At 68.4% G+C, this 22,244-nt stretch carries 18 protein-coding genes; 16 read left to right on the top strand and 2 right to left on the bottom strand.

Annotation, left to right across the window (positions count from 1 at the left end; all coding sequences use genetic code 11):
• Window positions 1–16 precede the first annotated feature (16 nt).
• Window positions 17–1,402 carry an APC family permease gene (locus C5E05_RS08365; protein WP_104307411.1) on the bottom strand — a complete coding sequence of 462 codons (1,386 nt, stop codon included), beginning with the start codon at window positions 1,400–1,402 and terminating at the stop codon, window positions 17–19.
• Between the two features lie 254 nt (window positions 1,403–1,656).
• Here C5E05_RS08365 and C5E05_RS08360 point away from each other — a divergent pair, with 254 nt between their 5' ends.
• From C5E05_RS08360 to C5E05_RS08320, 9 genes are all read left to right on the top strand, one after another.
• Window positions 1,657–2,343 (top strand): GntR family transcriptional regulator, encoded by a 687-nt coding sequence (locus C5E05_RS08360; RefSeq protein ID WP_104239952.1) that lies wholly within the window; start codon window positions 1,657–1,659, stop codon window positions 2,341–2,343.
• Window positions 2,344–2,910: 567 nt separating this feature from the next.
• Complete coding sequence (locus tag C5E05_RS08355; protein ID WP_104239802.1) at window positions 2,911–3,261, top strand: hypothetical protein; 351 nt, start codon at window positions 2,911–2,913, stop codon at window positions 3,259–3,261.
• Between the two features lie 155 nt (window positions 3,262–3,416).
• On the top strand, window positions 3,417–4,130 hold the full coding sequence (locus tag C5E05_RS08350) for a hypothetical protein (protein ID WP_146081072.1): 714 nt from the start codon (window positions 3,417–3,419) through the stop codon (window positions 4,128–4,130).
• Window positions 4,131–4,194: 64 nt separating this feature from the next.
• Window positions 4,195–5,184 (top strand): fumarylacetoacetate hydrolase family protein, encoded by a 990-nt coding sequence (locus C5E05_RS08345; protein ID WP_258064804.1) that lies wholly within the window; start codon window positions 4,195–4,197, stop codon window positions 5,182–5,184.
• Window positions 5,181–6,257, top strand: coding sequence for a cyclase family protein (locus C5E05_RS08340; protein ID WP_104341649.1), 1,077 nt, complete (start codon window positions 5,181–5,183; stop codon window positions 6,255–6,257). The genes C5E05_RS08345 and C5E05_RS08340 overlap by 4 nt, the downstream gene beginning before the upstream one ends.
• An 88-nt stretch (window positions 6,258–6,345) precedes the next feature.
• Window positions 6,346–7,479, top strand: coding sequence for an FAD-dependent monooxygenase (locus tag C5E05_RS08335; protein ID WP_104332802.1), 1,134 nt, complete (start codon window positions 6,346–6,348; stop codon window positions 7,477–7,479).
• On the top strand, window positions 7,476–8,537 hold the full coding sequence (locus C5E05_RS08330) for an amidohydrolase family protein (protein WP_104341648.1): 1,062 nt from the start codon (window positions 7,476–7,478) through the stop codon (window positions 8,535–8,537). Before C5E05_RS08335 ends, C5E05_RS08330 begins: the two co-directional genes overlap by 4 nt.
• Complete coding sequence (locus C5E05_RS08325) at window positions 8,534–9,556, top strand: fumarylacetoacetate hydrolase family protein (RefSeq protein WP_258064802.1); 1,023 nt, start codon at window positions 8,534–8,536, stop codon at window positions 9,554–9,556. Before C5E05_RS08330 ends, C5E05_RS08325 begins: the two co-directional genes overlap by 4 nt.
• Before the next feature lie 113 nt (window positions 9,557–9,669).
• On the top strand, window positions 9,670–10,866 hold the full coding sequence (locus C5E05_RS08320) for an acetyl-CoA C-acetyltransferase (protein WP_104341788.1): 1,197 nt from the start codon (window positions 9,670–9,672) through the stop codon (window positions 10,864–10,866).
• A gap of 668 nt (window positions 10,867–11,534) precedes the next feature.
• Here C5E05_RS08320 and C5E05_RS08315 read toward each other — a convergent pair.
• Window positions 11,535–12,473 (bottom strand): LysR family transcriptional regulator, encoded by a 939-nt coding sequence (locus C5E05_RS08315; protein ID WP_104239795.1) that lies wholly within the window; start codon window positions 12,471–12,473, stop codon window positions 11,535–11,537.
• A gap of 192 nt (window positions 12,474–12,665) precedes the next feature.
• On the opposite strand from C5E05_RS08315, the gene C5E05_RS08310 reads away from it, so the two are divergent.
• The 7 genes from C5E05_RS08310 (at window position 12,666) to C5E05_RS08280 (ending at window position 22,225) form a co-directional block, all read left to right on the top strand.
• Entirely contained in the window at window positions 12,666–13,958 is a 1,293-nt protein-coding gene (locus C5E05_RS08310; protein ID WP_104341646.1) for an ABC transporter substrate-binding protein, read from the top strand.
• Window positions 13,959–14,009: 51 nt separating this feature from the next.
• Entirely contained in the window at window positions 14,010–14,984 is a 975-nt protein-coding gene (locus C5E05_RS08305; RefSeq protein ID WP_104239793.1) for a carbohydrate ABC transporter permease, read from the top strand.
• Between the two features lies 1 nt (window position 14,985).
• Window positions 14,986–15,822, top strand: coding sequence for a carbohydrate ABC transporter permease (locus C5E05_RS08300; RefSeq protein WP_104341645.1), 837 nt, complete (start codon window positions 14,986–14,988; stop codon window positions 15,820–15,822).
• A 15-nt stretch (window positions 15,823–15,837) separates the two neighbouring features.
• A complete protein-coding gene (locus C5E05_RS08295) occupies window positions 15,838–17,340 on the top strand; it encodes a DUF6379 domain-containing protein (RefSeq protein WP_104341644.1) in 1,503 nt (500 codons plus the stop codon).
• A gap of 1,133 nt (window positions 17,341–18,473) precedes the next feature.
• Window positions 18,474–19,775, top strand: coding sequence for a DUF6379 domain-containing protein (locus C5E05_RS08290; protein WP_104341643.1), 1,302 nt, complete (start codon window positions 18,474–18,476; stop codon window positions 19,773–19,775).
• A gap of 72 nt (window positions 19,776–19,847) precedes the next feature.
• Window positions 19,848–20,642: a TIM barrel protein gene (locus C5E05_RS08285; RefSeq protein ID WP_104341642.1), complete on the top strand. Its 795-nt coding sequence runs from the start codon at window positions 19,848–19,850 to the stop codon at window positions 20,640–20,642.
• Window positions 20,639–22,225: a GMC oxidoreductase gene (locus tag C5E05_RS08280; protein ID WP_104341641.1), complete on the top strand. Its 1,587-nt coding sequence runs from the start codon at window positions 20,639–20,641 to the stop codon at window positions 22,223–22,225. The genes C5E05_RS08285 and C5E05_RS08280 overlap by 4 nt, the downstream gene beginning before the upstream one ends.
• Window positions 22,226–22,244: the final 19 nt, after the last annotated feature.

Genomic DNA, 22,244 nt, shown 5'->3' with positions numbered 1-22,244 from the left:
CCTGCTGGCGGCCGGGTCACTGCTGGTAGGGGATCGTGGGCATGGCCTCCGTCGATGAGCCGTCGAGCCGGAGCGCGAGGGGTCCACCCCGGCGCTTGCGGCGAACGAGGTACACCATGACGCCGATGAGGAGCCACGCCGTGCCCAGCACGAAGGTGAACGGGGCCAGCGAGGTCCACAGCCAGGCGACGGAGACGAACCCGATGATCGGCATGATGAGGTGCCGCAGCATCCCCCATCCGCTGCGCAGGCGGAGGTCGAAGAAGAGCACCTTGGCGGTGGCGAGATTCACCATGGCAAACGCCACGAGTGCGCCGAAGTTGATCATGTAGACGGCCTGGTCAAGCGTGACGAAGAGCGCGACCAGGGCGATGACGGAGACGACGATGGCAGCAACGTATGGGGTGCGGAAGCGTCGGTGCAGCTTCGCGAGCACCGGGGGCAGGATGCCGTCACGGCCCATCGCGAACAGCACCCGGCTCACGCTCATCTGCGCCGCCGTGCCGCAGAGCACGATGCCGACGGTGTTCACGATCACGAACACGACCATCAGCACGTCACCGCCAGCCTGCTGCATGAGCTCCGTGCCGGCCGCGTCGAGGTTGTCGAGCTGGGTCCAGTCGGGGGCGATGAGACTGCCGGCGATCGAGAAGGCCAGGTAGCCGAGGCCCGCGAACAGCGTCGCGAGCACGATGCCCTTCGGCACCTTGCGACGCGGATCGTGCGTCTCCTCGGCAAGCGTCGAGACCCCGTCGAACCCGAGGAAGGCGAACGCCACGATCGCCGCCGCCGCGAGGATCGGCGCGAGCCCGCCTTCGCCGATCGAGAGCGGACCGGTCAGCGAAGCCAAGGTCAGATCTGGGGCGTTGAGCACCGCCAGGACGAGGAAGACGACGATCACGAGCACCGATGCGATGATCACGACGAAGTTCATGCGCTTGAACCACTTGACGCCGATGATGCTGAACAGGGCGACGACCAGGATGCACACGAGCGTGCCGACCCAGGCCGGCACCGCGGTGAAGAGGCTGTTGAAGTAGAGGCCGAAGAGCAGGAAGTTCACCATCGGCAGGAACAGGTAGTCGAGCAGCATCACCCAGCCGGTGACGAAGCCGACCGCAGGTCCGAAGCCGCGCGTCACGTAGGCGTAGGCGCCACCCGTGATCGGCACGTGCGCGGCCATGCGTCCGTAGCTGTGGGCAGTGAACAGCATGATGATGATCGCCGCGACGTACGCGGCGGGGAGGTGCCCGTCGCTGAGCTCGGTGGCCGGGCCGTAGACGGAGACGACCGAGAGCACGCCCATGGAGGCGAGTCCGTACCCGATGAGGGCGGGCAGCCCGAGGGCGCGCTTGAGGGTGCGCGGCCGCGCTTCCTCGACTGGTGTGACGGTATCGGTCATGCTCAGGCTCCTTTGCGTGGGGGATGCACCGATGTCGGGCTGAACCCGAACACGTGTGATGGTATGCCAAAGCTTGGAGAACGGGAAGTTGTTTCCATTCTTTTCGAGGCTCTGGCGACCCTGGTTCAAGTTTTGGCATACTAAAATGTGGAGATGCGGTACTCGTCGGATCGGCCGCGGATGCACGAGCATCCCCGCCTCTGTGGGGTGCGTAACGTAGCCAGTCAGTGGATCGAGGAGGGGTGTTCGTGGCGATGACGAGTCCGAACGTGACGGAGGAGCCCTCGGGGGCCTCGGTCTCTCATGGCGAGCGGGTGTACGAGTGGGTGCGCGATCGCATCATCGACGGCCGATTCCCCACGGGCAGTCGGGTGCGTGAGCGCGAGGTCGCCGAGGCCCTCGGCGTCTCGCGCATCCCGATCCGAGAGGCGCTGCCCAGGCTCGAGGCCGAGGGGTACATTCGCACGCTGCCGCGTCGCGGTGCCGTGGTGGCCCCAATGGAGCTCGCCGACGTGATCGAGCTGTTCGACGTCCGCGCGTCCCTCGAGGTGCTCGCTGCGCGCCTCGCCGCCGCACGATGCGCCGACGGGGAGTCGGGGGAGGGGCTCATGGTGGCCCTTGCAGCCGCAGACGCTGCCGTCGACTCCTCGGATGAGTCGAGGATCGCCGACGCCACCTCTGACTTCCACGATGCCGTCGTCGCGCTCGCGGGCAGTCGTCTCCTTCGGGACCTGCTCCTCCCCGTGCAGGGGCGAGTCAAGCGGCTCTTCCACATCGCCAGCGAACGCGACGACGACGACGTCCACCGTGAGCATCGCGACCTCTGCGACGCGATCGTGCGCGGCCAAGTCGAACGAGCGGCCGCGCTCGCGCTCGCACACGTCGAGCGCAGTCGGGCGGAGACCCTGCCGCTGCTCGCCGCGCCGGTCCTGCCTGCCTAGCGGGCTCGAGGCTCGAGCTTCGGGCACCTGCTCGGTTGCCAGGCGTCAGCGGACGTGCGCGTCCGAGTGCGAGGCGTCTGGTGACGAGGTGGTGCACGATTCCGTGCGGGCTCGTCCCCCTACCCTCTACCCACCAATCGCACGTGAAATAAGTCAGAATCTCTCGAAATAGGGGATATAGGACTTGCGTGAGTTCGGCTGCGGCTGTGCCAGAAGTGTTCCTCAATTGAGTCGGGAGATTTCTGAGGTGATTTTGTCTGCTAAGTTGCTCTTCGCTGCGTTCCGCGGCGGCGACGAAATTAGGGAGAATGTTGCATTGGAATACGGCTTTCACCCCTCGCGGATTCCTGTCGCGACGGGTCGGAGGTGCCCTCGTCTCGGCTCTTGTTCCCGAGGTGCCCACAAGTCGTGTAGCGGACGTGGCTTCAGTCGTGGGCTGCCTCGGCGAGCGTGGTCACGGCCGGGCTCGTGGCGTTTCCGGCGCCTACATCCATGCTGAAGCATCGTTGTCAGTTCGGGTCCAATTCACGAGGTTCGAGTCGAAGCTCTCAGAAAGGAATCTCAAGGGTGATCGATTTTCTCTCGAGTAATGCCGCCGCCTACATCGGCGTACTCCTTGCCGCCGTTGGGCTTGGTCTGATGGTGAATGTAGAAGAACGACTCTCGACAGTCGGTTTCATTGCTGCCAATATCTCGTTCGGGTTCCTCTACGACAATTTGGGTCTTGATGTGCCGTTGGTGATTCCGATTCTGGTGACCGTGAGCGTGCTCGTCGGTTCCATCCGGAATATTTGGGGATATAGGGACAGCCCCCTGCTGGCCGGGGAGTCTCCGGCTCGAAAGATCCTCATCTCAATCGGGCATCCGGCACGTGTTCGTGCGGCGGCGCTTGATCGACGAGCGCAGGCTGATGTCTAAGGTCACAGATTGACGAGTCGTCGAATCCTGTTTCGAAGTTCAACGCGAGACGGCGTTCGGGGCGGATTCCCGAGCTAGCGTGGATCGGTATGGCTGACATGAGCGCGTCCGCAGGGCTGGTGACTGGCGGCAGGTTCCGTGCGCGTGGGTGGCTCGTGGTCGACCCGGTGCGCGCAGCGTCGTATCTGACTCCGTTTCGTCCATCGGAGGTGTTCGTCTGGGATGAGCGTCTCCTGCCGCTCCGGCTCGACGAGGCGGCGAGGGTCGGGCTGTCCCTCTTTGAGGGGAGTGTGGAAGTAGAGGGCTCTTGGGACGGAGAAGCCCTGCTGGTTTCCCGCTGGAATAAGAACGCTGCCGTCGATCCGGCCGTGGCCTCCCTCCGAGTCCTTGCGCAGCGGGTCCGGGAGGCTTACACGCCCACGCACGCAGAGCATCCAGACTTCGAGGCATTCGCCGCCAGGTTGGGTCGGCATCCGTCTGTGCTCGCCATGACTCACGTAGCCCTGGCCGAGCACGGGCGGGTCTACGTTTTCTCCTCACCCGAGCCGGAGCGAGTCGAGGCGCTTGTGGCGCAGGGGCCGGCGGGCCCCGTCGTCGTCTTCCCCAGCCGGTGGAATGAGGCGCAGCTCGAAGACGCGCGAGCCCTCGTCGACTCGGTGCCGGATGATCAGGTGCTGAAGATCGGGGAGGGAACGACCGACCGAGGCGAACGCTACGCACACGCTCTGGTGACCCAGCTGCCAGACGGTTTCGCATCCGCCAGAGCCCTGTTGCCGGAGGGGATCGTCGACGTTCGCCCCTGGATCGAGAGCGTGAGCGGCCCCATCACCAGCCCTGATGCCCTGGATAACGGATCCCCGCTTGGCTGATGGCGCCGAACACGGTTGACTTATGTCACGAACGCACCGAAGCGTCGTGAATTGGAGACCAACCGTGACATCGTCGTCCGAAGGCCTGACCGCCGACTTCGCTCTTGCCCGCTTCAGCGTGGGGGAGGGGAAGCCGCAGCTCGGACTCGTCGCGGCCGGCCGCATCCGCCCGCTGAGCAGCGAGGAGCTCGGCGCAGACTCCCTCAACGACTTCCTCGCCGAAGCGCCCGCCTCCTGGGACCGCCTCGCGCAGCTCGCAGCAGCGGGTGACGTCGCCGACTGGCTCGCCCTCGACGACGTCACCCTCGAAGCGCCCGTCGAGCCACGCCAGGTGCTGCAGACGGGCGCCAACTACCGCACGCACGTCATCGACCTCGTCGCTGCCGGCCGGGCGAAGAACGACCCGCGCCCCATCGAGGAGCTGCGCGAGTGGGCGGCCGAGATGATGGATGCACGCGCCAGGGACGGCGAGCCGTACTTCTTCATCGGCCTCCCCACGGCCGTCGCCGGTGTCGACGCCGAGCTCGAGCTGCCCGGCTACAGCGACCAGCACGACTGGGAGCTGGAGCTCGCCGTGGTCATCGGCAAGCGCGCACACCGCGTCTCCCGCGAGGATGCTCTCGACCACGTCGCCGGGTACACGATCGTGAACGACATCTCGACGCGCGACCTCATCTTCCGGAAGGACATGAAGGAGATCGGCACGGATTGGTACCGAGGCAAGAACGCGCCGGGCTTCCTCCCGACGGGACCCTTCCTCGTGCCAGCGCAGTTCGTGACCGACCCGCACTCGCTCACGCTGAAGCTCACGCTCAACGGCGACACCATGCAGGACGCCGTCAGCGACGACCTCCTCTTCGACATCCCCGCGCTCATCTCGGCCGCATCCGAGACCATGCCGCTCCTCCCCGGAGACCTGCTCCTCACCGGCAGCCCGGCCGGCAACGGCATCGTGCACGGCCGCCTCCTCCGTGATGGCGACGTCATGGTGAGCGTCATCGAGGGTCTCGGGACGCAGACGACGCGGGTGCGCGCAGAAGCGGTCTCCTCGTGACCTCCCTCACCGACACCGCCGACAACACGGACACCGGCGACACCAGGGGCACCGCCAACGCTGGGGGAGCCCCTGAAGTCACGGGAGCTCCAACCGCGAACCCTGCCGAGCTCGACCGCACCGACCCCACCACCGAGGTCGCCCGCGCGGCGAAGGCCTTCCGCAACTGGGGCCGTTGGGGCGACGACGACCGCATCGGCACGCTCAACTTCATCGACGACGCCAAGCGCGCCGCCGCGGCGAAGCTCGTGCGCGCGGGCCGCAGCTTCTCGCTCTCGCAGCCCTTCGACATGAACGGCCCCCAGATGGGGTGGCGGCGCCGCACGAACCCCGTGCACACGATGCTCGACACGGGCACGGATGCGCAGCTCGCGAACCAGGGGTTCCCGCACGGTCTCGGCGGGGCCGACGACGTCATCGCCATGCCGCTGCAGTGCTCGACCCAGTGGGACGGCCTCGGCCACATTTTCGACCACGGCTACGCGTGGAACGGCCGCCGCTCGGGCGAGGTCGTGACGAGCGAGGGCGACCTCGTGACGGGCATCGAGCACACGGCGGCCGAGATCGTGAGCCGCGGCGTCCTCCTCGACCTCGGCAGGCACCTACGTGACAGCGGGGAGCTCGAGGACGGCTACGCGATCACGACCGCTGACCTCGAAGCGTGCATCCACGCGCAGGGCGCCACGGCGGCGGTCGGCCGCGGCGACATCGTGCTCGTCCGCACTGGCCGCTACGCCCGCGCGCAACGCGACGGCTGGAACGGCTACGCCGGCGGGCCAAGCGCCGGGCTGTCGTTCACGACGGCCGGCTGGCTGCACCGCTCCGAGATCGCGGCCATCGCAACCGACACGTGGGGCTTCGAGGTGCGCCCCAACGAGTTCGACGAGGCCTTCCAGCCCCTCCACCAGGTGGTCATCCCCAACATGGGACTCACCATCGGCGAGATGTGGGACCTCGAAGCCCTCGCATCCGCGTGCCAGGCCGACGGCGTGTACGAGTTCCTGCTCGTCGCACCGCCGCTGCCCATCACGGGTGCCGTCGGCTCGCCCGTCAACCCGATCGCCATCCGCTGAGCACCCACTCGTCCACCCCAGAGGCAGCCCCGCCGCCGCTGACCCAGACACCTTCATCGTCAACGCAGACGCAGAAAGCAGGACCATCATGAGTGCAGTTTCCAAGGTCGCCATCGTCGGAGGCGGAGTCGCGGGCATGGTCTCCGCGATCATCCTCGCCGACGGCGGCGTCGAGGTCGACGTCTACGAGGCGAAGTCCGAGATCACGGCCCTCGGCTCCGGCATCACCCTGCAGGGCAACGCCCTGCGCGTCTTCGACCAGGTCGGCGTCTGGGAACGCATCCAGGAGCAGTCCTACTCGTTCGACGACGTCAGCATGCGCGCCCCCGACCCGGCTGGCACGGTCATCGCGAGCCTCACCGAGACCCGCACCGGCGGCCCCGAGTACCCCGCGACGGCTGGCATGTACCGCCCGGACCTGGCCAAGATCCTCGCCGAGCGCGCCCTCGAAGTCGGTGCGCGCATCCACTACGGCACCACGGTCACGGGCCTCGAGCAGGACGCCGACGGCGTGACCCTCACGACGGATGCAGGCGACACGTCGCGCGTCGACCTCGTCATCGGCGCCGACGGCCTCAACTCGCCGACCCGCTCGCTCATCGGCATCGAGACGAAGCCGGAGCGCACCGGCATGGGCATCTGGCGCGCCTTCGTGGCCCGCCCCGCCGAGGTCACCCACACCGACCTCTACTACGGCGGCCGCTGCTTCATCGCCGGCTACTGCCCGACAGGCGAGAACAGCATCTACGCGTACCTCGTCGAGAAGGCACAGGACCGCAGCGGCCTCACGCCCGCCGAGAGCGTCGAGATCATGCGCGACCTCGCCGGCAGCTACGGCGGACCGTGGCAGGAGATCCGGGACTCGCTCACCGAGTCGGCCCGCGTGCACTACACGCTCTTCACCTCGCACGTCGTGCCGGATGCGTGGAACCGCGGCCGAGTCGTCGTCATCGGCGACGCCGCCCACAGCTGCCCTCCCACGATCGCGCAGGGCGCGGCCCAGGCCGCCGAGGACGGGCTCGTGCTCGCCACGATGCTGCTCGAGCGCGAGCAGCTCGACCAGCCGTTCTGGGACGACTTCCACGCCCGCCGTCTCCCTCGCGCGGCCCACGTCGTCGAGGCGTCCACGACCCTCGGCCAGTGGCAGCTCGACGGCAAACGCGACGGCAACGTGCCCGCCCTCATGGGCGGCGTCGCGCAGCTCGTGGCAGTGCCGGCATGACCGCCGCGACCGTTCCCGGCCGTGCTTCCGGCGCTGCCGGCCAGATCGTCGACGTGCACGCGCACCTCCTCCTCCCCGCGCTCCAGGGCGCCGTTCAGGGACGCGACCCGGAGGGCTTCGCCGCCGCCGGCGAGCTCGAAGCCAAGCGCAACGGGCCAGAGAGCCTCGCCGCCTCCGGCGCCATGATCAAGTCGAGCTTCCCGAAGCTCATCTCGCTCGAGGAGCGCCTCGCGGTCATGGATGCGCAGGGCGTGGACATGCAGCTCGTGTCCCCCTCACCGAGCCACTACTACCCGTGGGCGGGCGAAGAGCTCGCCGTCTGGGCGGCGAAGGAGGCTAACGTGGCCATCGCCGCGCACGTCGCAGGTGCTCCCGACCGCCTCCGCGGGCTCGGCCTCGTGCCGCTCCAGCATCCGCACCGCCTCGTCGAGCTACTCGAGGATGCCGTGCTCGCCAACGGCCTGGCCGGCGTCGAGCTGTCGTCGTTCGCGGGCGATGTCGAGCTGAGCGACGCGCGCCTCGACGACTTCTGGCGCCGCGCCGAGGAGCTCGAGGCCATCGTGTTCCTCCACCCGTTCGGGTGCAGCCTCGACGAGCGCCTCGACCGCTTCTACCTCTCCAACACCGTGGGCCAGCCCGCCGAGAACGCGGCCGCGATCTCGCACCTCATCTTCGGTGGCGTGCTCGACCGCTTCCCGAACCTCGTGCTCATCGCGGCCCACGGCGGCGGCTACCTGCCGACGTTCATCGGCCGCTCCGACCACGCCTGGGAGGTGCGGCCCGAAGCGCGCACGTGCCTGCGCGCGCCGTCCACGTACCTGAGGCAGCTGAGCTTCGACTCGCTCGTGCACACGCCGACCGCGCTGCGGAACCTCATCGCCGCCGTGGGCGCCGACCGGGTGCTCCTCGGCTCCGACTACCCGTTCGACATGGGCGTCGAGAACCCCGTCGAGCGTGTGCACGACGCGGAGCTCGGCCTCGACGACGAAGCGCAGGTCCTGTTCGGCAACGCCGCGCGACTGCCGCGCCTGTGGAACTCCGTGGAGGCGGCCCGGTGAGATACGCCAGGTGGATGCACGACGGCAGCGCACACGACGGGGTTGTCGTCGCGCACGAGGGCGGCGACCGGCTGCTCGCCTTCGCCGATGGGCTCACCGTGCTCGGGGCGACCCGGCTCGGGCTCGAGCGCGCCAACGCGGCCGCGACCTCGCTCATCGAGCGGGCCTGGGCGGATGGCTCGCTCGGCCTCGCGCCGTCGGTGTCCGACGTCGAACTCCTCGCGCCCATCGAGGCGCCGAGCGTGCGCGACTTCGTGGCGTTCGAGGAGCACGTCGAGGGCGTCGTGAAGTCCATCGACGGCGACTCGGGAGTCGTCGCCGAGTGGTACGACGCGCCAACCTTCTACTTCACGAACCCGCACTCGCTCGTGGGCAGCGGGGCGAGCATCCGCCCGCCGGTGACGCAGCGGCTCGACTTCGAGCTCGAGGTAGCCGTCATCGTGGGCGCGGTCGACGTCAGCGACGGGGCGAACCTCGACGAGGCCAGCGCCGCCGGGCACGTCTTCGGCTACAGCGTCTTCAACGACTGGTCGGCCAGGGACATCCAGTCGCGCGAGATGAAGGTGCGCCTCGGTCCCTGCAAGGGCAAGGACTTCGCCGCGACGCTCGGCCCGTGGATCGTCACCGCAGACGAGCTCTCGGACGCGCACGACGCCGACGGCTTCCTCGAACTCGAGCTGCAGGTGCTGGTCAACGGCGAGCTGATCGGCAGCGACCTGCTCTCGAACATGGGCTGGTCCTTCCCTCAGCTTCTGGTCTACGCGTCCCGCAATTCAAGGGTCGTGCCGGGCGATGTGCTCGGCTCCGGCACCGCCGGCAACGGCGGGTGCCTCGCCGAGCTGTGGGGCCGCGCGGGCTCCCTCACACCGCCCCCGCTCGCCGAGGGCGACGTCGTCGAGCTGCGCGTCGAGCGCATCGGCGAAGTCAGCAATGTCATCGGCGCGGCCGTGGAAGCCGTGCCGGTTCCCCGCGCCCGGGCGGCGTCGCGGGCACGAACGAGAGGACGCGTCAGCGCATGAGCAGCACGAACCGCGACGACGGACTCGACGCAGGCGGCTCCCTCCGGAGCGGTGCGATCGGCGGCGAAGCCGGCGGCTCCGTCGACATCGCGGGCGGTCCTTCCGCTGGTGGAATGGCGAGCGTCCCGAGTCCGAGTGACATCGTCATCGTCGCCGCCGCGCGCACCCCGCAGGGCAAGCTCAATGGGCAGCTCTCGACGCTGACCGCTCCGCAGCTCGGTGCCGCCGCGATCAGCGGCGCGCTCGAGCAGGCCGGCATCGGCACCTCGCTAGTCGACGCCGTCCTCATCGGGCACGTGCTGTCCGCCGGCGTCGGGCAGAACGCGGGACGTCAGGCGGCGCTCGCCGCGGGCATCCCGGCCTCGGCGCACGTCGCTTCCATCAACAAGGTGTGCCTCTCGGGCCTGACGGCAGTCATCGACGCCGCTCGCCTGCTGAAGACGGGCGACGCGCAGCTCGTCGTCGCAGCCGGCATGGAGTCGATGAGCCAGGCGCCGCACCTCCTCGCCGGTTCCCGCAAGGGCTGGGCCTACGGCTCTGTCGAGGCGCTCGACCACATGGCCCATGACGGGCTGACGGATGCGGCCTCCGGCCAGAGCATGGGCTTGCTCACCGAGCAGCACAACACGAGCCTCGGCATCACGCGCGAGGCACAGGATGCCGTCGCCGCGCGCTCCCATCAGCGTGCCGCCGCGGCCGTGGATGCTGGCCTCTTCGACGCCGAGATCGTCGCCGTCGACGTGCCAGTGCGCCGCGGCGAGCCCGTGCGAGTGACGCGCGATGAGGGCATCCGCCCCTCGACCACGGCTGAGTCGCTTGCCGGGCTGCGCGCCGCCTTCGCCGCGGACGGCACCATCACAGCTGGCAACGCCTCGCCTATCTCCGACGGCGCTTCGGCGGTTGTCCTCACTACCCGCGCCTTCGCGGACGCGCACGGCTACGACGTGCTCGCCGTCGTCGGCGCGGCCGGCCAGGTCGCCGGCCCCGACGCGTCGCTGCAGTCGCAGCCGTCGCGCGCCATCGCCCACGCCTGCGAGAAGCAGGGGATCGCGGCTTCCACGCTCGATCACATCGAGATCAACGAGGCCTTCGCCGCGGTTGTCGTCCAGTCGCAGGCCGAACTCGGTGTGTCCGACGAGGTGGTTAACCCGCACGGCGGCGCGATCGCTCTCGGCCACCCGATCGGAGCATCCGGTGCCCGACTCGTCGTGCACGCCGTGCACGAGCTCGCCCGCCGAGGCGGCGGAACCGCGGCCGTCGCCCTCTGCGGCGGAGGCGGCCAGGGCGACGCCCTCATCCTGACCCGCTGACCCGCCGATCCGCCGATCCGCCGATCCGCCGACCCGCCGATCCGCTGACTACTCCTGTTTCGGGATGGGTTTGGCGCTTCGTGCGGGTGGCCTTCTTGCGTCGAGGTGAGGATCCCATGCCGAGGAGTTTCCGCGCGGTGTTGACGTTGGCGAGCGAATCTCGGGATGGTTTTCGCGCTTGGGGATGGCTTGCAAGTCATCTGCGTGCGTGGAAGCCATCCCGAAATTGCGGGCGGGTGCTGGCGGAATGGCTGAGCAAGTCTCGGGATGGGTTTGGCGCTTCGTGCGGGTGGCCTTCTTGCGCCGAGGTGAGGATCCCATCCCGAGGAGTTTTCGCGCGGTGTTGACGTTGGCGAGCGAATCTCGGGATGGGTTTCGCGCTTGGGGATGGCTTGCAAGTCATCTGCGTGCGTGGAAGCCATCCCGAGACAGGGGGCGGGTGCTGGCGGAGTGGCTGAGCGATTCTCGGGATGGGTTTGGCGCTTCGTGCGGGTGGCCTTTTGCGCCGAGGTGAGGATCCCATCCCGAGGAGTTTCCGCGCGGTGTTGATGTTGGCGAGCGAATCTCGGGATGGGTTTCGCGCTTGGGGATGGCTTGCAAGCGATCTGCAAGCGTGAAACCCATCCCGAAACCAGTGGATTCGAGGAAGCGCCGCGCCGGCCTGCCGCCTACGCCGCGCCGACCTCCGCCTGCATGGCCTCGCCGGCTTGCGCGAAGAGGCGGCGCATCCACGCGTGCTCTGGGTCGCTGTTGTGGGTGGGATGCCACCAGAGGGCGGCCGAGATGGGGGTCGCGTCGAAGGGCGGCTCGAGCACGCGGAATCCCTCGCTCGGGATGAGCACGTCGGTGAGCCGCTTCTGCATGAGGGCGAGCCGGTTGGTGCCTTCGACGAAGTGGGGGAGCACGTGGAAGCCCTCGACGACGGCGGCCACGGTCGGCTCGATGCCGAGTTCGCGGATCTGCCTGCTCGCCGAGGTGAACGCCGACCGGGAGAGGTAGTTGAACACCCACGGCAGCTCGGCGATGTTCTCCATCGTGATCTGCTCGCCGACGTGCGGGTTGTCGTCGGTGCAGATGATGCGCCACTCGTCGGTGAAGAGGTCGTTGTATGGGAGGTCGCTGAGGAAGCCGTGGGGGATCATCATGGCGTCGACCGAGCGGAGCTGCGCGATGGCGTCCTCAACGATGGACGGGTTGTGCATCCGGAACCGGAAGCGCACGCCCGGGGCGGTCTCGGCGGCGAGCTTGGAGACGGCGGCGCCGATGGTCGCGAAGCCGTAGTCGGAGCCGAGCACCGTGAACTCGCGGGTCGACTGCGTCGGGTTCCATTCGGCTTGGCTGTCGAAGACGCGCCTGGCCGAGTCGAGGGCTGTGGCGGTGAGCTCGCTGAGGCGCACGGCGAGGGGTGTCAGCTCGTACGTGTTGCCGGTGCGGGCGAGGATCTTGTCGTTGAAGTGCGTGCGAAGACGACCGAGGGATGCGCTGAGCGCGGGTTGGCTGAGGTGCAGTCGCTCTGCCGCTCTGGTGACGCTGCGTTCCGTGAGGAGGGCGTCGAGTGAGACGAGCAGGTTGAGGTCGAGCCTGGAGAGCGGTGTTTCTGTGGTCACGTCGTTGTGCCTCCGGATCGGGGGTGTGGCGCCAGCATATCCGTCTCGGTGATGCGCTCGGCGGGTTCCGGGCCGTGAGTTATGCGGAGCATCGCAACTACTTATGTGTGTTTTGCGCACAAGCCTGCCAGACTGAACCCAGCTCCGGTACGGCCGGAGGATCTTCGACAACGCTGTCAAGAAAGGCAAAAAATGTCTCACTCCCGTAACCAGCGGATGCGCCTCAGCGCAGCACTCGCCCTCCCGGTTGCCGGTGTCCTCGCTCTCTCCGGTTGCGCAAGCGGCGGCGGCGGCGACACCGCAGGCGGCGGCGCCACCGAGTTCTCCCTCACCTACGCAACCTCGAACAACCTCGAGAACCCGTACGAGGCGCTCGCCAACGCGTACATGGAAGCCAACCCGGACGTGACGATCACGCTCAACCCGCAGCCGAACGACCGCTACGGCGAGACGCTCCGCACGCAGCTCCAGGCGGGCAACGCCCCGGACGTCATCCAGACGGCCCCCGGATCGGGCCAGGGCCAGGCGGTCCTCAGCCTCGGCGAGGCGGGCTTCCTCGCACCCCTCGGCGAGACCGCATCCGGTGTCATCCCCGACGGCAGCGAGGCGCTCTACACCTACGAGGACCAGGTGCTCGCGCAGCCCGTCGACTTCACCGTCGCAGGCTTCGTCTACAGCAACTCCTCGGCGGAGGCCGCTGGCGTGACCAGCTACCCCGCGGACACGGCCGAGCTCATCGGCAAGTGCGGCGACCTCACCTCGCAGGGCAAGTCGATGATCGTCATCGCCGGTGCCGCAGGCCCCAACACGGGGATGACCGCCATGTCGATCTCGGCCACCCGCGTCTACGCGGAGACTCCCGACTGGAACGAGCAGCGCGAAGCCGGCGACGTCACCTTCGCCGACTCGCAGGGCTGGAAGGACACGCTCGAGACGATCATCGACCTCAAGGATGCGGGCTGCTTCCAGCCTGGTGCCGAGGGTGCTGGCTTCGACGTCATCACGAACAACATCACGCAGGGCACGTCGCTCGGTGGTTTCCTCCCCGGTTCCTCCGCCAACGAGCTGGCCGAGGCCAACCCGGACCTCGACTTCTCCATCGAGCCCTTCCCGTCCGCTGACGGCGGCAAGCCGTACGTGCTCGCCAGCTCCAACTACTCGCTCTCCATCAACGCGGCAAGCGACAAGCAGGAGGCCGCCCAGGCGTTCCTCGACTGGGTCGCGGGTGACGAGGGCGCGAAGCTCTTCTCCGACGTGTCCGGTGCGCTCCCCGTCTCCGGCATCGAGAACTACCAATTCGAAGGCTCCGCGTACGCGAGCGTCGAGCAGGTCCTCACCGACGGCTCCTACACGCCGCTGCCGAACAGCCTCTGGCCGAACCAGGCCGTCTACGACGAGCTGCAGAAGGGCGTCCAGGGCCTCTTCACCGGTCAGACCACGGTCGACGGCGTCCTCTCGGCAATGGATGCGGCCTGGGACAGCTGACCTCCAAGGTCAGGCACCCACCGCATCCACACGTAGCAAAGGAGCCAGTTCATGACTGCGACACTGCACAGCGACGGCAAGACCGAGTCAGCTGCTGAAGACCAGTCGCCCACGGGGGAGGGTGGCAAGAAAGCCGCCCTCCCCCGCAAGGGGCGTCCCCTTCTCCAATTCGGTCACTGGTGGTGGGTGCTGCCCGGCCTCGTGCTCGTGGCGTTCATCCACTACGCCGCGACCGCCGCCGGAGGCTTCTTCGCGTTCACGAACTGGTCTGGCATCGGCTCGTTCACGTTCGTCGGGTTCGACAACTTCGCCGACATCTTCGCCGACCCGAGCAAGATCGGCGCCGTCGGCAACACGCTGTTCCTCGCGTTCGGCTCGGTCATCCTCACCAACATCGCCGGCCTCATCCTGGCCCTCGCACTCAACCGCGGGCTCAAGACGCGCTACATCCTCCGCACCCTGTTCTTCATGCCGGTGGTGCTCAGCCCGCTCGCGGTCGCCTACATCTGGAAGTTCATCTTCGAGTTCAACGGCCCGCTCAACGCGTTCCTCGGGATGCTCGGCTTCGCCGAATACCAGAAGGCCTGGCTGGCAGACCCGCAGTGGTCGATCTGGGCGGTCCTCATCGTCATCGTCTGGCAGAACACGGGCTTCACGATGGTCATCTACATCGCCGGCCTCGCCAGCGTGCCCGTCGAGATCGAAGAGGCCGCCGCCATCGACGGCGCCAGCATGCTCCAGCGCTTCTGGTACATCACGCTCCCCTCGATCCGCTCGGCCGTCGCCATCGCGACGACGCTCGGACTCGTCAACGGGCTGCGCATCTTCGACCAGGTCATGGCCCTCACGGGCGGAGGGCCGGCAGGCGCCACGGAGACGCTCGCGACGGAGGTCTACAAGCAGACCTTCTCGCTCGGCAACTTCGGCTACGGAGCGGCGCTCGCGCTCATCCTCACCGTCATCATCCTCATCTTCGCCGTCCTCCAGCAGAAGCTCACGGCCGAACGCCCCGAGAAGGGACGCTGACATGTTCAGGTACACCAAGCTCACGCTGATCAGGGAAGTCGCGGTCTGGCTCGTCGCCATCGTGTTCCTGCTGCCGTTCTACTTCCTCGTCATCACTGCGTTCAAGAGCGACCAGGAGGTCTTCTCAACCTCTGCCACCGAGCTCCCCGCAACGTGGACGGTCGAGAACTTCGCCAACGTCATGACGGCGACGGGGCAGTCGAACGTGCTCATCGGCCTGCTCAACAGCATCATCATCACGGGCGGCACGATCCTCTGCATGGTGATCCTCGGGGCGCTCGCGGGCTACGTCATCACGCGCAGCACCCGCCGCTGGACCCAGGTGTCGTACTACATCTTCCTCATCGCGATCATCCTGCCAACGCAGCTCGGCACCGTTCCCCTGTACATGGGGGCCCGCGCGCTCGGCCTGACCGGTTCGCTGTGGGGCATGATCGTGCTCTACACGGGGATGCTCCTCCCGCTCGCGATCTTCCTGTACGCCAACTTCTTCCGCGGACTCGGCACCGACTACGAGGAGGCTGCGGCCCTCGACGGGGCGAGCCCCACGCAGGTGTTCTTCCAGATCATCCTCCCCCTCATGGCGCCGGCCACCGGAACGGTCGCGATCCTCGCCGGCCTCATCGTGTGGAACGACTTCTTCACGTCGCTCATCTTCCTCGGCGGCTCCGACTTCCAGACGTTGCCCGTGGCGATGTACTACTACGTCGGCGCGCTCGTCTCGCAGTGGAACCAGATCTTCTCCATCGTCATCATCTCGATGGTGCCGATCCTCATCTTCTACCTCGTCGCCCAGAAGCAGTTCATGCAGGGCTTCGCAGGCGGACTCAAGCACTAGGAATCGAGACCCCACATGGCAACGCAAGACACCCTGCTCAGCGAGCAGAGCCTCTTCCCCCACCCGGATGGCGCAGCGCTCAGCCTGCAGCTGCCCTGGTACCGCAGCGTTTGGCTCTCCTCGGTCACGGGCCTCGCCCTTGAGATCGACGGCGCCGCGATCGACGCCTCGAAGCTGCGCCTCGAGCACCGTGGCGAGAGCTACCGCCTCGACGAGATCGCCGAGCAGTCGGAGGTGCTGTGGTTCCTGCAGGACCGCCCGCGCCTCGTCGTCGAACTCGACGAGCCGATCGCGGATGGCAGCGAGCACGAGGTCCGCCTCGTCGCCGACCTGCGACTGCCGTACATGCAGATCAAGCCGGGCAGCGAGACCGAGCCGGGCCTCTACGTCCCGAACCACGTCGACGTGACCCGCACGCTCGTCGCGAGCGAGGCCGTCGAGGCTGCGACCACCCCGTACTTCGAGGCGTCGGCGGCGGATGCACTCGGCGAGTTCGCCGAGCCCCGCGACAGCGACCCCTTCAAGCTCGGCCTCACCCTCTACTCGGCAACGGCCGAGTTCGCGGCGGGCTGGTACGACTTCGACTCCCTTCTGGCGCGCGTCGCCGAGCTCGGCATCGGGCCCGGCATCGAGATCGTCGCCTCCCAGATGGTGCCCACGTACCCGCACGTCTCCGACGAGTTCGTCGCGAAGTGGCGCAGCGCGTTCGACAAGTACGGCTTCGACGCCAGCTCGTTCGGCGCGAACCTCGACATGGGCCGCAACCGGTCGCGCGACATGAGCCTCGACGAGGAGTTCGAGTTCACCGAGACGCTGCTGCAGTCGGCGAAGAAGCTCGACTTCCCGCTCGTGCGCATCCAGAGCGCGAAGCCGGAGCTGCTGCGGCGCATCCTGCCCATCGCGGAGCGCTTGAACCTCAAGCTCGGCTACGAGATCCACGCGCCCCTCGGGCCGAACGCCGAGCCCATCGTGAAGGTGCGCGAGGTCTTCGAGGAGTTCGACTCCCCGCTGCTCGGCTTCGTCGCCGACTTCTCGTCGACGATGCACAGCATGGCGCCGACGCTGCTGCGCTCGGTGAAGAAGCGCGGCCTCGACGACGCCGCGGTGGAGAAGCTCCAGGAGATCTGGCGCACCGATGTGCCCATGCGCGAGCGCCAGCAGGCGTTCATCGCGTACCTCGAGGGGCGTGGCATCAACCCGGGCATCCTCGGCTCGCTCGCGCACCTGTCCTTCAACATGCAGGGCCGCGTGGATGTGCGCGAGTGGTCGGACATCATGCCGCAGATCCTGCACGTGCACGCCAAGTTCTACGACATCGACGAGCACGGCGACGAGCCGGCGATTGACTACCGCGCGATCACCGAGGAGTTCGTGCGCGGCGGCTTCTCCGGCTACATGTCGAGCGAGTGGGAGGGCCACGCCTTCGCTGACCTCGGCGAGGTCGACCCGCTTGTGCTCGTGCAGCGCCAGCACGCGCTCATCCGCCGCAGCATGCGGGAGGTGCAGGCGCTGGCCTGAGCCGCCAGCCGCACTCTGAGCTGAGCAGATGTGGGGGTTGCGTACGTGAATCCGGTGATTCACATGCGCAACCCCCACATCTGCGCTTGGAGGGAGTGGGCGGAGGCGCGGGCGGAGATGCCGGGAGTGGGTGGAGGTGCAGGTATGTGTGGTCTCGGGCGTCGCGCAGACCTGGGGGTTGTGCAGGCTGTGGGGCTCCCGGAGGTGCGCAAGGCCCAGGTCTGCCGGGCGCGTGTGCGCGCGGGCAGGGATCTGCGGAGACCTGGGGGTTGCGCAGGCTGTGGGGCTCCGGTAAGTGCGCAAGGCCAAGGTCTGTGGGCGTGTGGGCGCGGGGAGGCGCGCGCGTGGGCGGGGTTCTGCGGAGACCTGAGGGTTGTGCAGGCTGTGGGGCGCTCCCGGAGGTGCGCGTGGCCCAGGTCTGTGGGCGCGTGGGCGGGGTGCTGCGCAGACCTGGGGGTTGTGCAGGCTGTGGGGCGCTCCCGGAGGTGCGCGTGGCCCAGGTCTGCTGGGCGCGTGGGCGCGCGGGCAGGGATCTGCGTAGACCTGGGTGTTGTGCAGGCTGTGGCGCTCCCGGAGGTGCGCGTGGCCCAGGTCTGCTGGGCGCGTGGGCGCGCGGGCAGGGATCTGCGTAGACCTGGGCGTTGTGCAGGCTGTGGGGCTCCCGAAGGTGCGCAGGGCCCAGGTCTGTGGGCGCGTGGATGGGGTTCTGCGCAGACCTGGGGGTTGCGCAGGCTGTGGGGCTCCCGAAGGTGCGCATGGCCCAGGTCTGTGGGCGCGTGGACGGGGTTCTGCGTAGACCTGGGGGTTGTGGAGGCGGAGGGGTGCCCGCAGGTGCGGAAGGCACAGGTCTGTGAGCGCGTGGGCGGGGTGCTGCGCAGGCCTGGGGGTTGCGCAGGCGAAAGGGCGCCCGCAGGTGCACAAGCCGCAGGTGCACAAGCCCCAGGTGTGCGGACCGACTGAGGCGAGGGCGGCCGGGCGGCGGCCGTGCGGCGGCGGATTCCGGATGCTCGGGCGCCGCTCTTGCGGCCGGCCCGCCCGCATCCGCAGCACCTAAGGCGCGCATCAGTCTTTCTTATGACTGAAACCGACATAAGTGCGTAGAGTGGACGCACAGACACAGAGAGTGAGCAACGATGCTTCTCGAGAGAGACCTCATCCAGTCCGTCGGCTTCCGCAACGTGCGCGAGGGCGACACGGTCACCGGGTTCCAATTCCAGCTCCGCATGCCGTCGTACCGCGGCATGGCGGCCTCGCTCATCGACGGGGTCGGCGTTGAGATCCCCGGCGTCGTCGACGTGGACCCGACCGTCCCGCTCTGGACGCTCCAGGGGAACACGTACACGCTCGAGGAGCTGTGGGTGTCGAAGGATGTGCGCTGGCAGCTCGACGAACCCGCCACCGTCACCGTCCCCCTCGAGGGTGGCCTGCCGGACGGCGTGCACGAGCTCTCGGTCGACCTGCGCCTGCGGATGTCGTACATCCCGCTCGAGCACCAGCCGAGCCGCTACCAGGTGACGAAGCACGTCACCCTCACGCCCGAGGCAGAAGGCGCCCAGTTCGCATACGGCGTCTCCCTTTACAGCTACATGGGCGACTACGGCACCGTCATGGACCTCGAGACCGCGCTGCGCTCGATCGCCGACCTCGGCGCCACCGGCGTCGAGATCCTCGGCGAGGGGCACATCCCCAACTACCCCAACCCGAGCGACGACTGGGTCGACGAGTGGTTCGCGCTGCTCGACAAGTACTCGCTCGAGCCGACGAACTACGGCTCCTGGATCGACACGCGGCTCTTCTCGAGCGGAGCGCAGGCGCGCGACCTCACCGCGGCGGAGGGCGCCGAGATCCTGCAGCGCGACCTGCGCCTCGCCAAGCGGCTCGGCTTCAGGTTCGTGCGCCCGAAGATCGGGGTCGTCACGAGCGACCTCGTGCCGCACCACAGCTGGACGGAAGCCGTCGAGCTGAGCCTTCCCCTCGCCGAGGAACTCGACGTCATCATCTGCCCGGAGATCCACTCGCCGACGCCCATCAAGCACGAGGTCGTGGATGACTACATCGCGCTCATCACGCGCACCGGCACGAAGCACTTCGGGCTGCTCCTCGACACCGGCATCTTCCAGGACAGGCCGATACCGCTGCGTCCGGGCGAGCTGCCGGGCAAGCGCCCCGACTTCCTCGACGGCATCGGCGTCGACCCGGCCGACATCGCCGGAATCATCGAGCACGTCGTGTTCATCCAGGCCAAGTTCCACGACATCGACGAGCGCCTCGAGGACCAGCAGATCCCCTGGGAGCCGGTGCTCAAGGCCCTCAAGGACGCCGGGTACACGGGCTACCTCTCGAGCGAATACGAGGGCGAGCGCGAACCGTGGCGCTCCATCGAGCAGGTCCGCCGCCAGCACTCCCTCATCCGTCAGCTCGCAGACCGCCTCTAGCGCATCGCCCGCCTCGGGCTTCGACCTCCACGCGTCGACCCCTCACTCTTCGAACCCCGCAAAGGACCAGCCATGTACCAGCTCGCACCGAACATCGAACTCCTCTTCACCGAAGCCGGCGACTACCACGACCGAGTCCGCGCTGCCTCGGCAGCCGGCTTCGACGCCGTCGAGATGTGGGGGCCGACGGGCAAGGATGCACCCGCCAAGCCCAAGGACCTCCCCGCGCTCAAGGCGGCTCTGGAGGAGACGGGCACGCAGCTCACGGCGCAGCTCGCCGAGCCGCGCACGCAGTTCATGATCCCGCCGAAGGACCACTCCTTCTTCTACCAGTGCCTGGACGAGGGCGTCGCCATCGCGCAGGACCTCGGCTGCCCGCGCATCGTCGTCGGCAGCGGCACGGGCTTCGGCGGCTCGAAGCGTCAGACGCAGCTCGACGAGCTCATCGCCATCTACGAGAAGGCGATCGCCCAGATCGAGGGCTCCGGCATCACGCTGGTGCTCGAGCCGGTCAACGTCCGCGTCGACCACCCCGGCTCGCTCCTCGACCGCACCTCGGAGGCCGTCTACGTCGCCCGCGGCGTCGACTCCCCGAACTTCGGCGTGCTCTACGACATCTACCACTCTGCCGTCGAGGGCGAGGACATGGCGGCCGAGCTCGCCAACGCCGGAGACATCGTCAAGTACGTGCAGTTGGCGGATGCGCCGGGCCGCGGCGAGCCCGGCAGCGGCTCGCTCGACTGGGCCGAGAAGTTCTCCGTGCTGCGCGCATCCGGCTACGACGGCCCCATCGGCCTCGAGTACTACCCGACCACGGAGTCGGCTGCATCGGTGGCCTTCGTGAAGGAAGCCGCGGCGTCGGCATGAGCCGCTACCCGGAGCGCGTCGACGTCGCCATCGTCGGCAGCGGACCAGCCGGCGCGAGCTACGCGCGCATCCTGAGCGAGACGGCACCCGAGCTGCGCATCGCGATGTTCGAGGTCGGGCCGACCGTCTCGAACCCGCCGGGCGCGCACGTCAAGAACATCGAGGACCTCGAAGCTCGGAGCTCCGCCCAGCGGCGCTCCGAGGGGCCGGGCGAAGCGGCCTCCAAGCTCAACAGTCCCGTCGCCCTCGCGCAGGGGAAGCGGCAGTCGCGCCCGGGCACGTACATCCTTCCCGACGACGACTTCTCGGTCGACGGCGGTGACGGGATGCCCGTCGCGGCCATGTCGAGCAACGTGGGCGGCATGTCCGCCCACTGGACGGGCGCCTGCCCGCGCCCGGGCGAGAGCGAGCGCATCAGCTTCCTCGACGCGACGGGCGAGCTCGACGAACTCCTCGGTGAGGCCGAGCGCCTGCTCGGCGTCACGACCGACGCGTTCGAGGGTGCCCCCTTCAGCCAGCTCATCCGCGACCGGCTCTCGCCGGTGGTCGACGGGGGCCGCGAGCCTGCCGCCCGCGTGCAGCGGATGCCGCTCGCCGTGCGGCGCCGTGACGACGGGCGCCTCGTCTGGTCGGGCTCCGACGTCGTCCTCGGCGGCGTGACACGCGAGAACCCCAACTTCGAGCTCTTCGATGAGTCCCTCGTCACCCGGACCGTGCTCGGCGACGACGGCGCGGTCGCGGGAGTCGAGGTGCGCGACCTCAGCGAGGCCGGCGCAGCGCAGCTCAGCGTGGTCGCGGCCGGAGTGGTCGTCGTGGCCGCCGACGCGCTCCGCACCCCGCAGGTCCTGTGGGCCTCCGGGATCCGACCCGATGCGCTCGGCCGCTACCTCAACGACCAGTCGCAGGTCGTCTTCGCCGCCCGGATCACGGGCATCGAAGCGCCGGAGGTATCTGCGGACACGGTGCAGGACAAGGCCGCTGGCGCCATCAGCGAGACGAGTGGCGTCAGCTGGGTGCCGTACACCGACGCGAAGCCGTTCCACGGGCAGGTCATGCAGCTCGACGCGTCCCCCGTGCCGGTCGCGGTCGACGACGCCGTCATCCCCGGCTCCATCGTGGGGCTCGGCATGTTCTGCGCGAAGGAGCTGCAGCGCGACGACCGCGTGCTCTTCACCGAAGGGCACCTCGACAGCTACGGGATGCCCGCCGTGCGCATCCACTACACCGCCACCGACAAGGACCGAGCGGTGATGGATGCGGCGGAGGCCGAGCTGCGCGTGCTCGGCGACGCCGTCGGCGAACCCCTCGACGAGCGCGTCATCCGCCTCCCCTTCGGCGCATCCCTGCACTACCAGGGCACAACCCGCATGGGCGAGACCGACGACGGCGAGAGCGTCTGCTCGCCGACGAGCGAGGTCTGGGGCGTGCCGGGGCTCTACGTCGCCGGCAACGGCGTCATCCCGACCTCGACCGCCTGCAACCCCACCCTCACGAGCGTCGCGCTCGCCGTGAAGGGCGCCCGCGACGTCGCGGCGAGGCTCACCACCGCACCAGCGCTCGCGTCGCAGACGACCGAGCACTGACCATGACTGACAACTGGCT

This window comes from Pseudoclavibacter sp. AY1H1, assembly GCF_002931055.1.
Classification (GTDB): Bacteria; Actinomycetota; Actinomycetes; order Actinomycetales; family Microbacteriaceae; genus Pseudoclavibacter.
The sequence above is the reverse complement of the archived record's forward strand: the minus strand, read 5'-3'. Positions and strand labels throughout refer to the sequence as shown.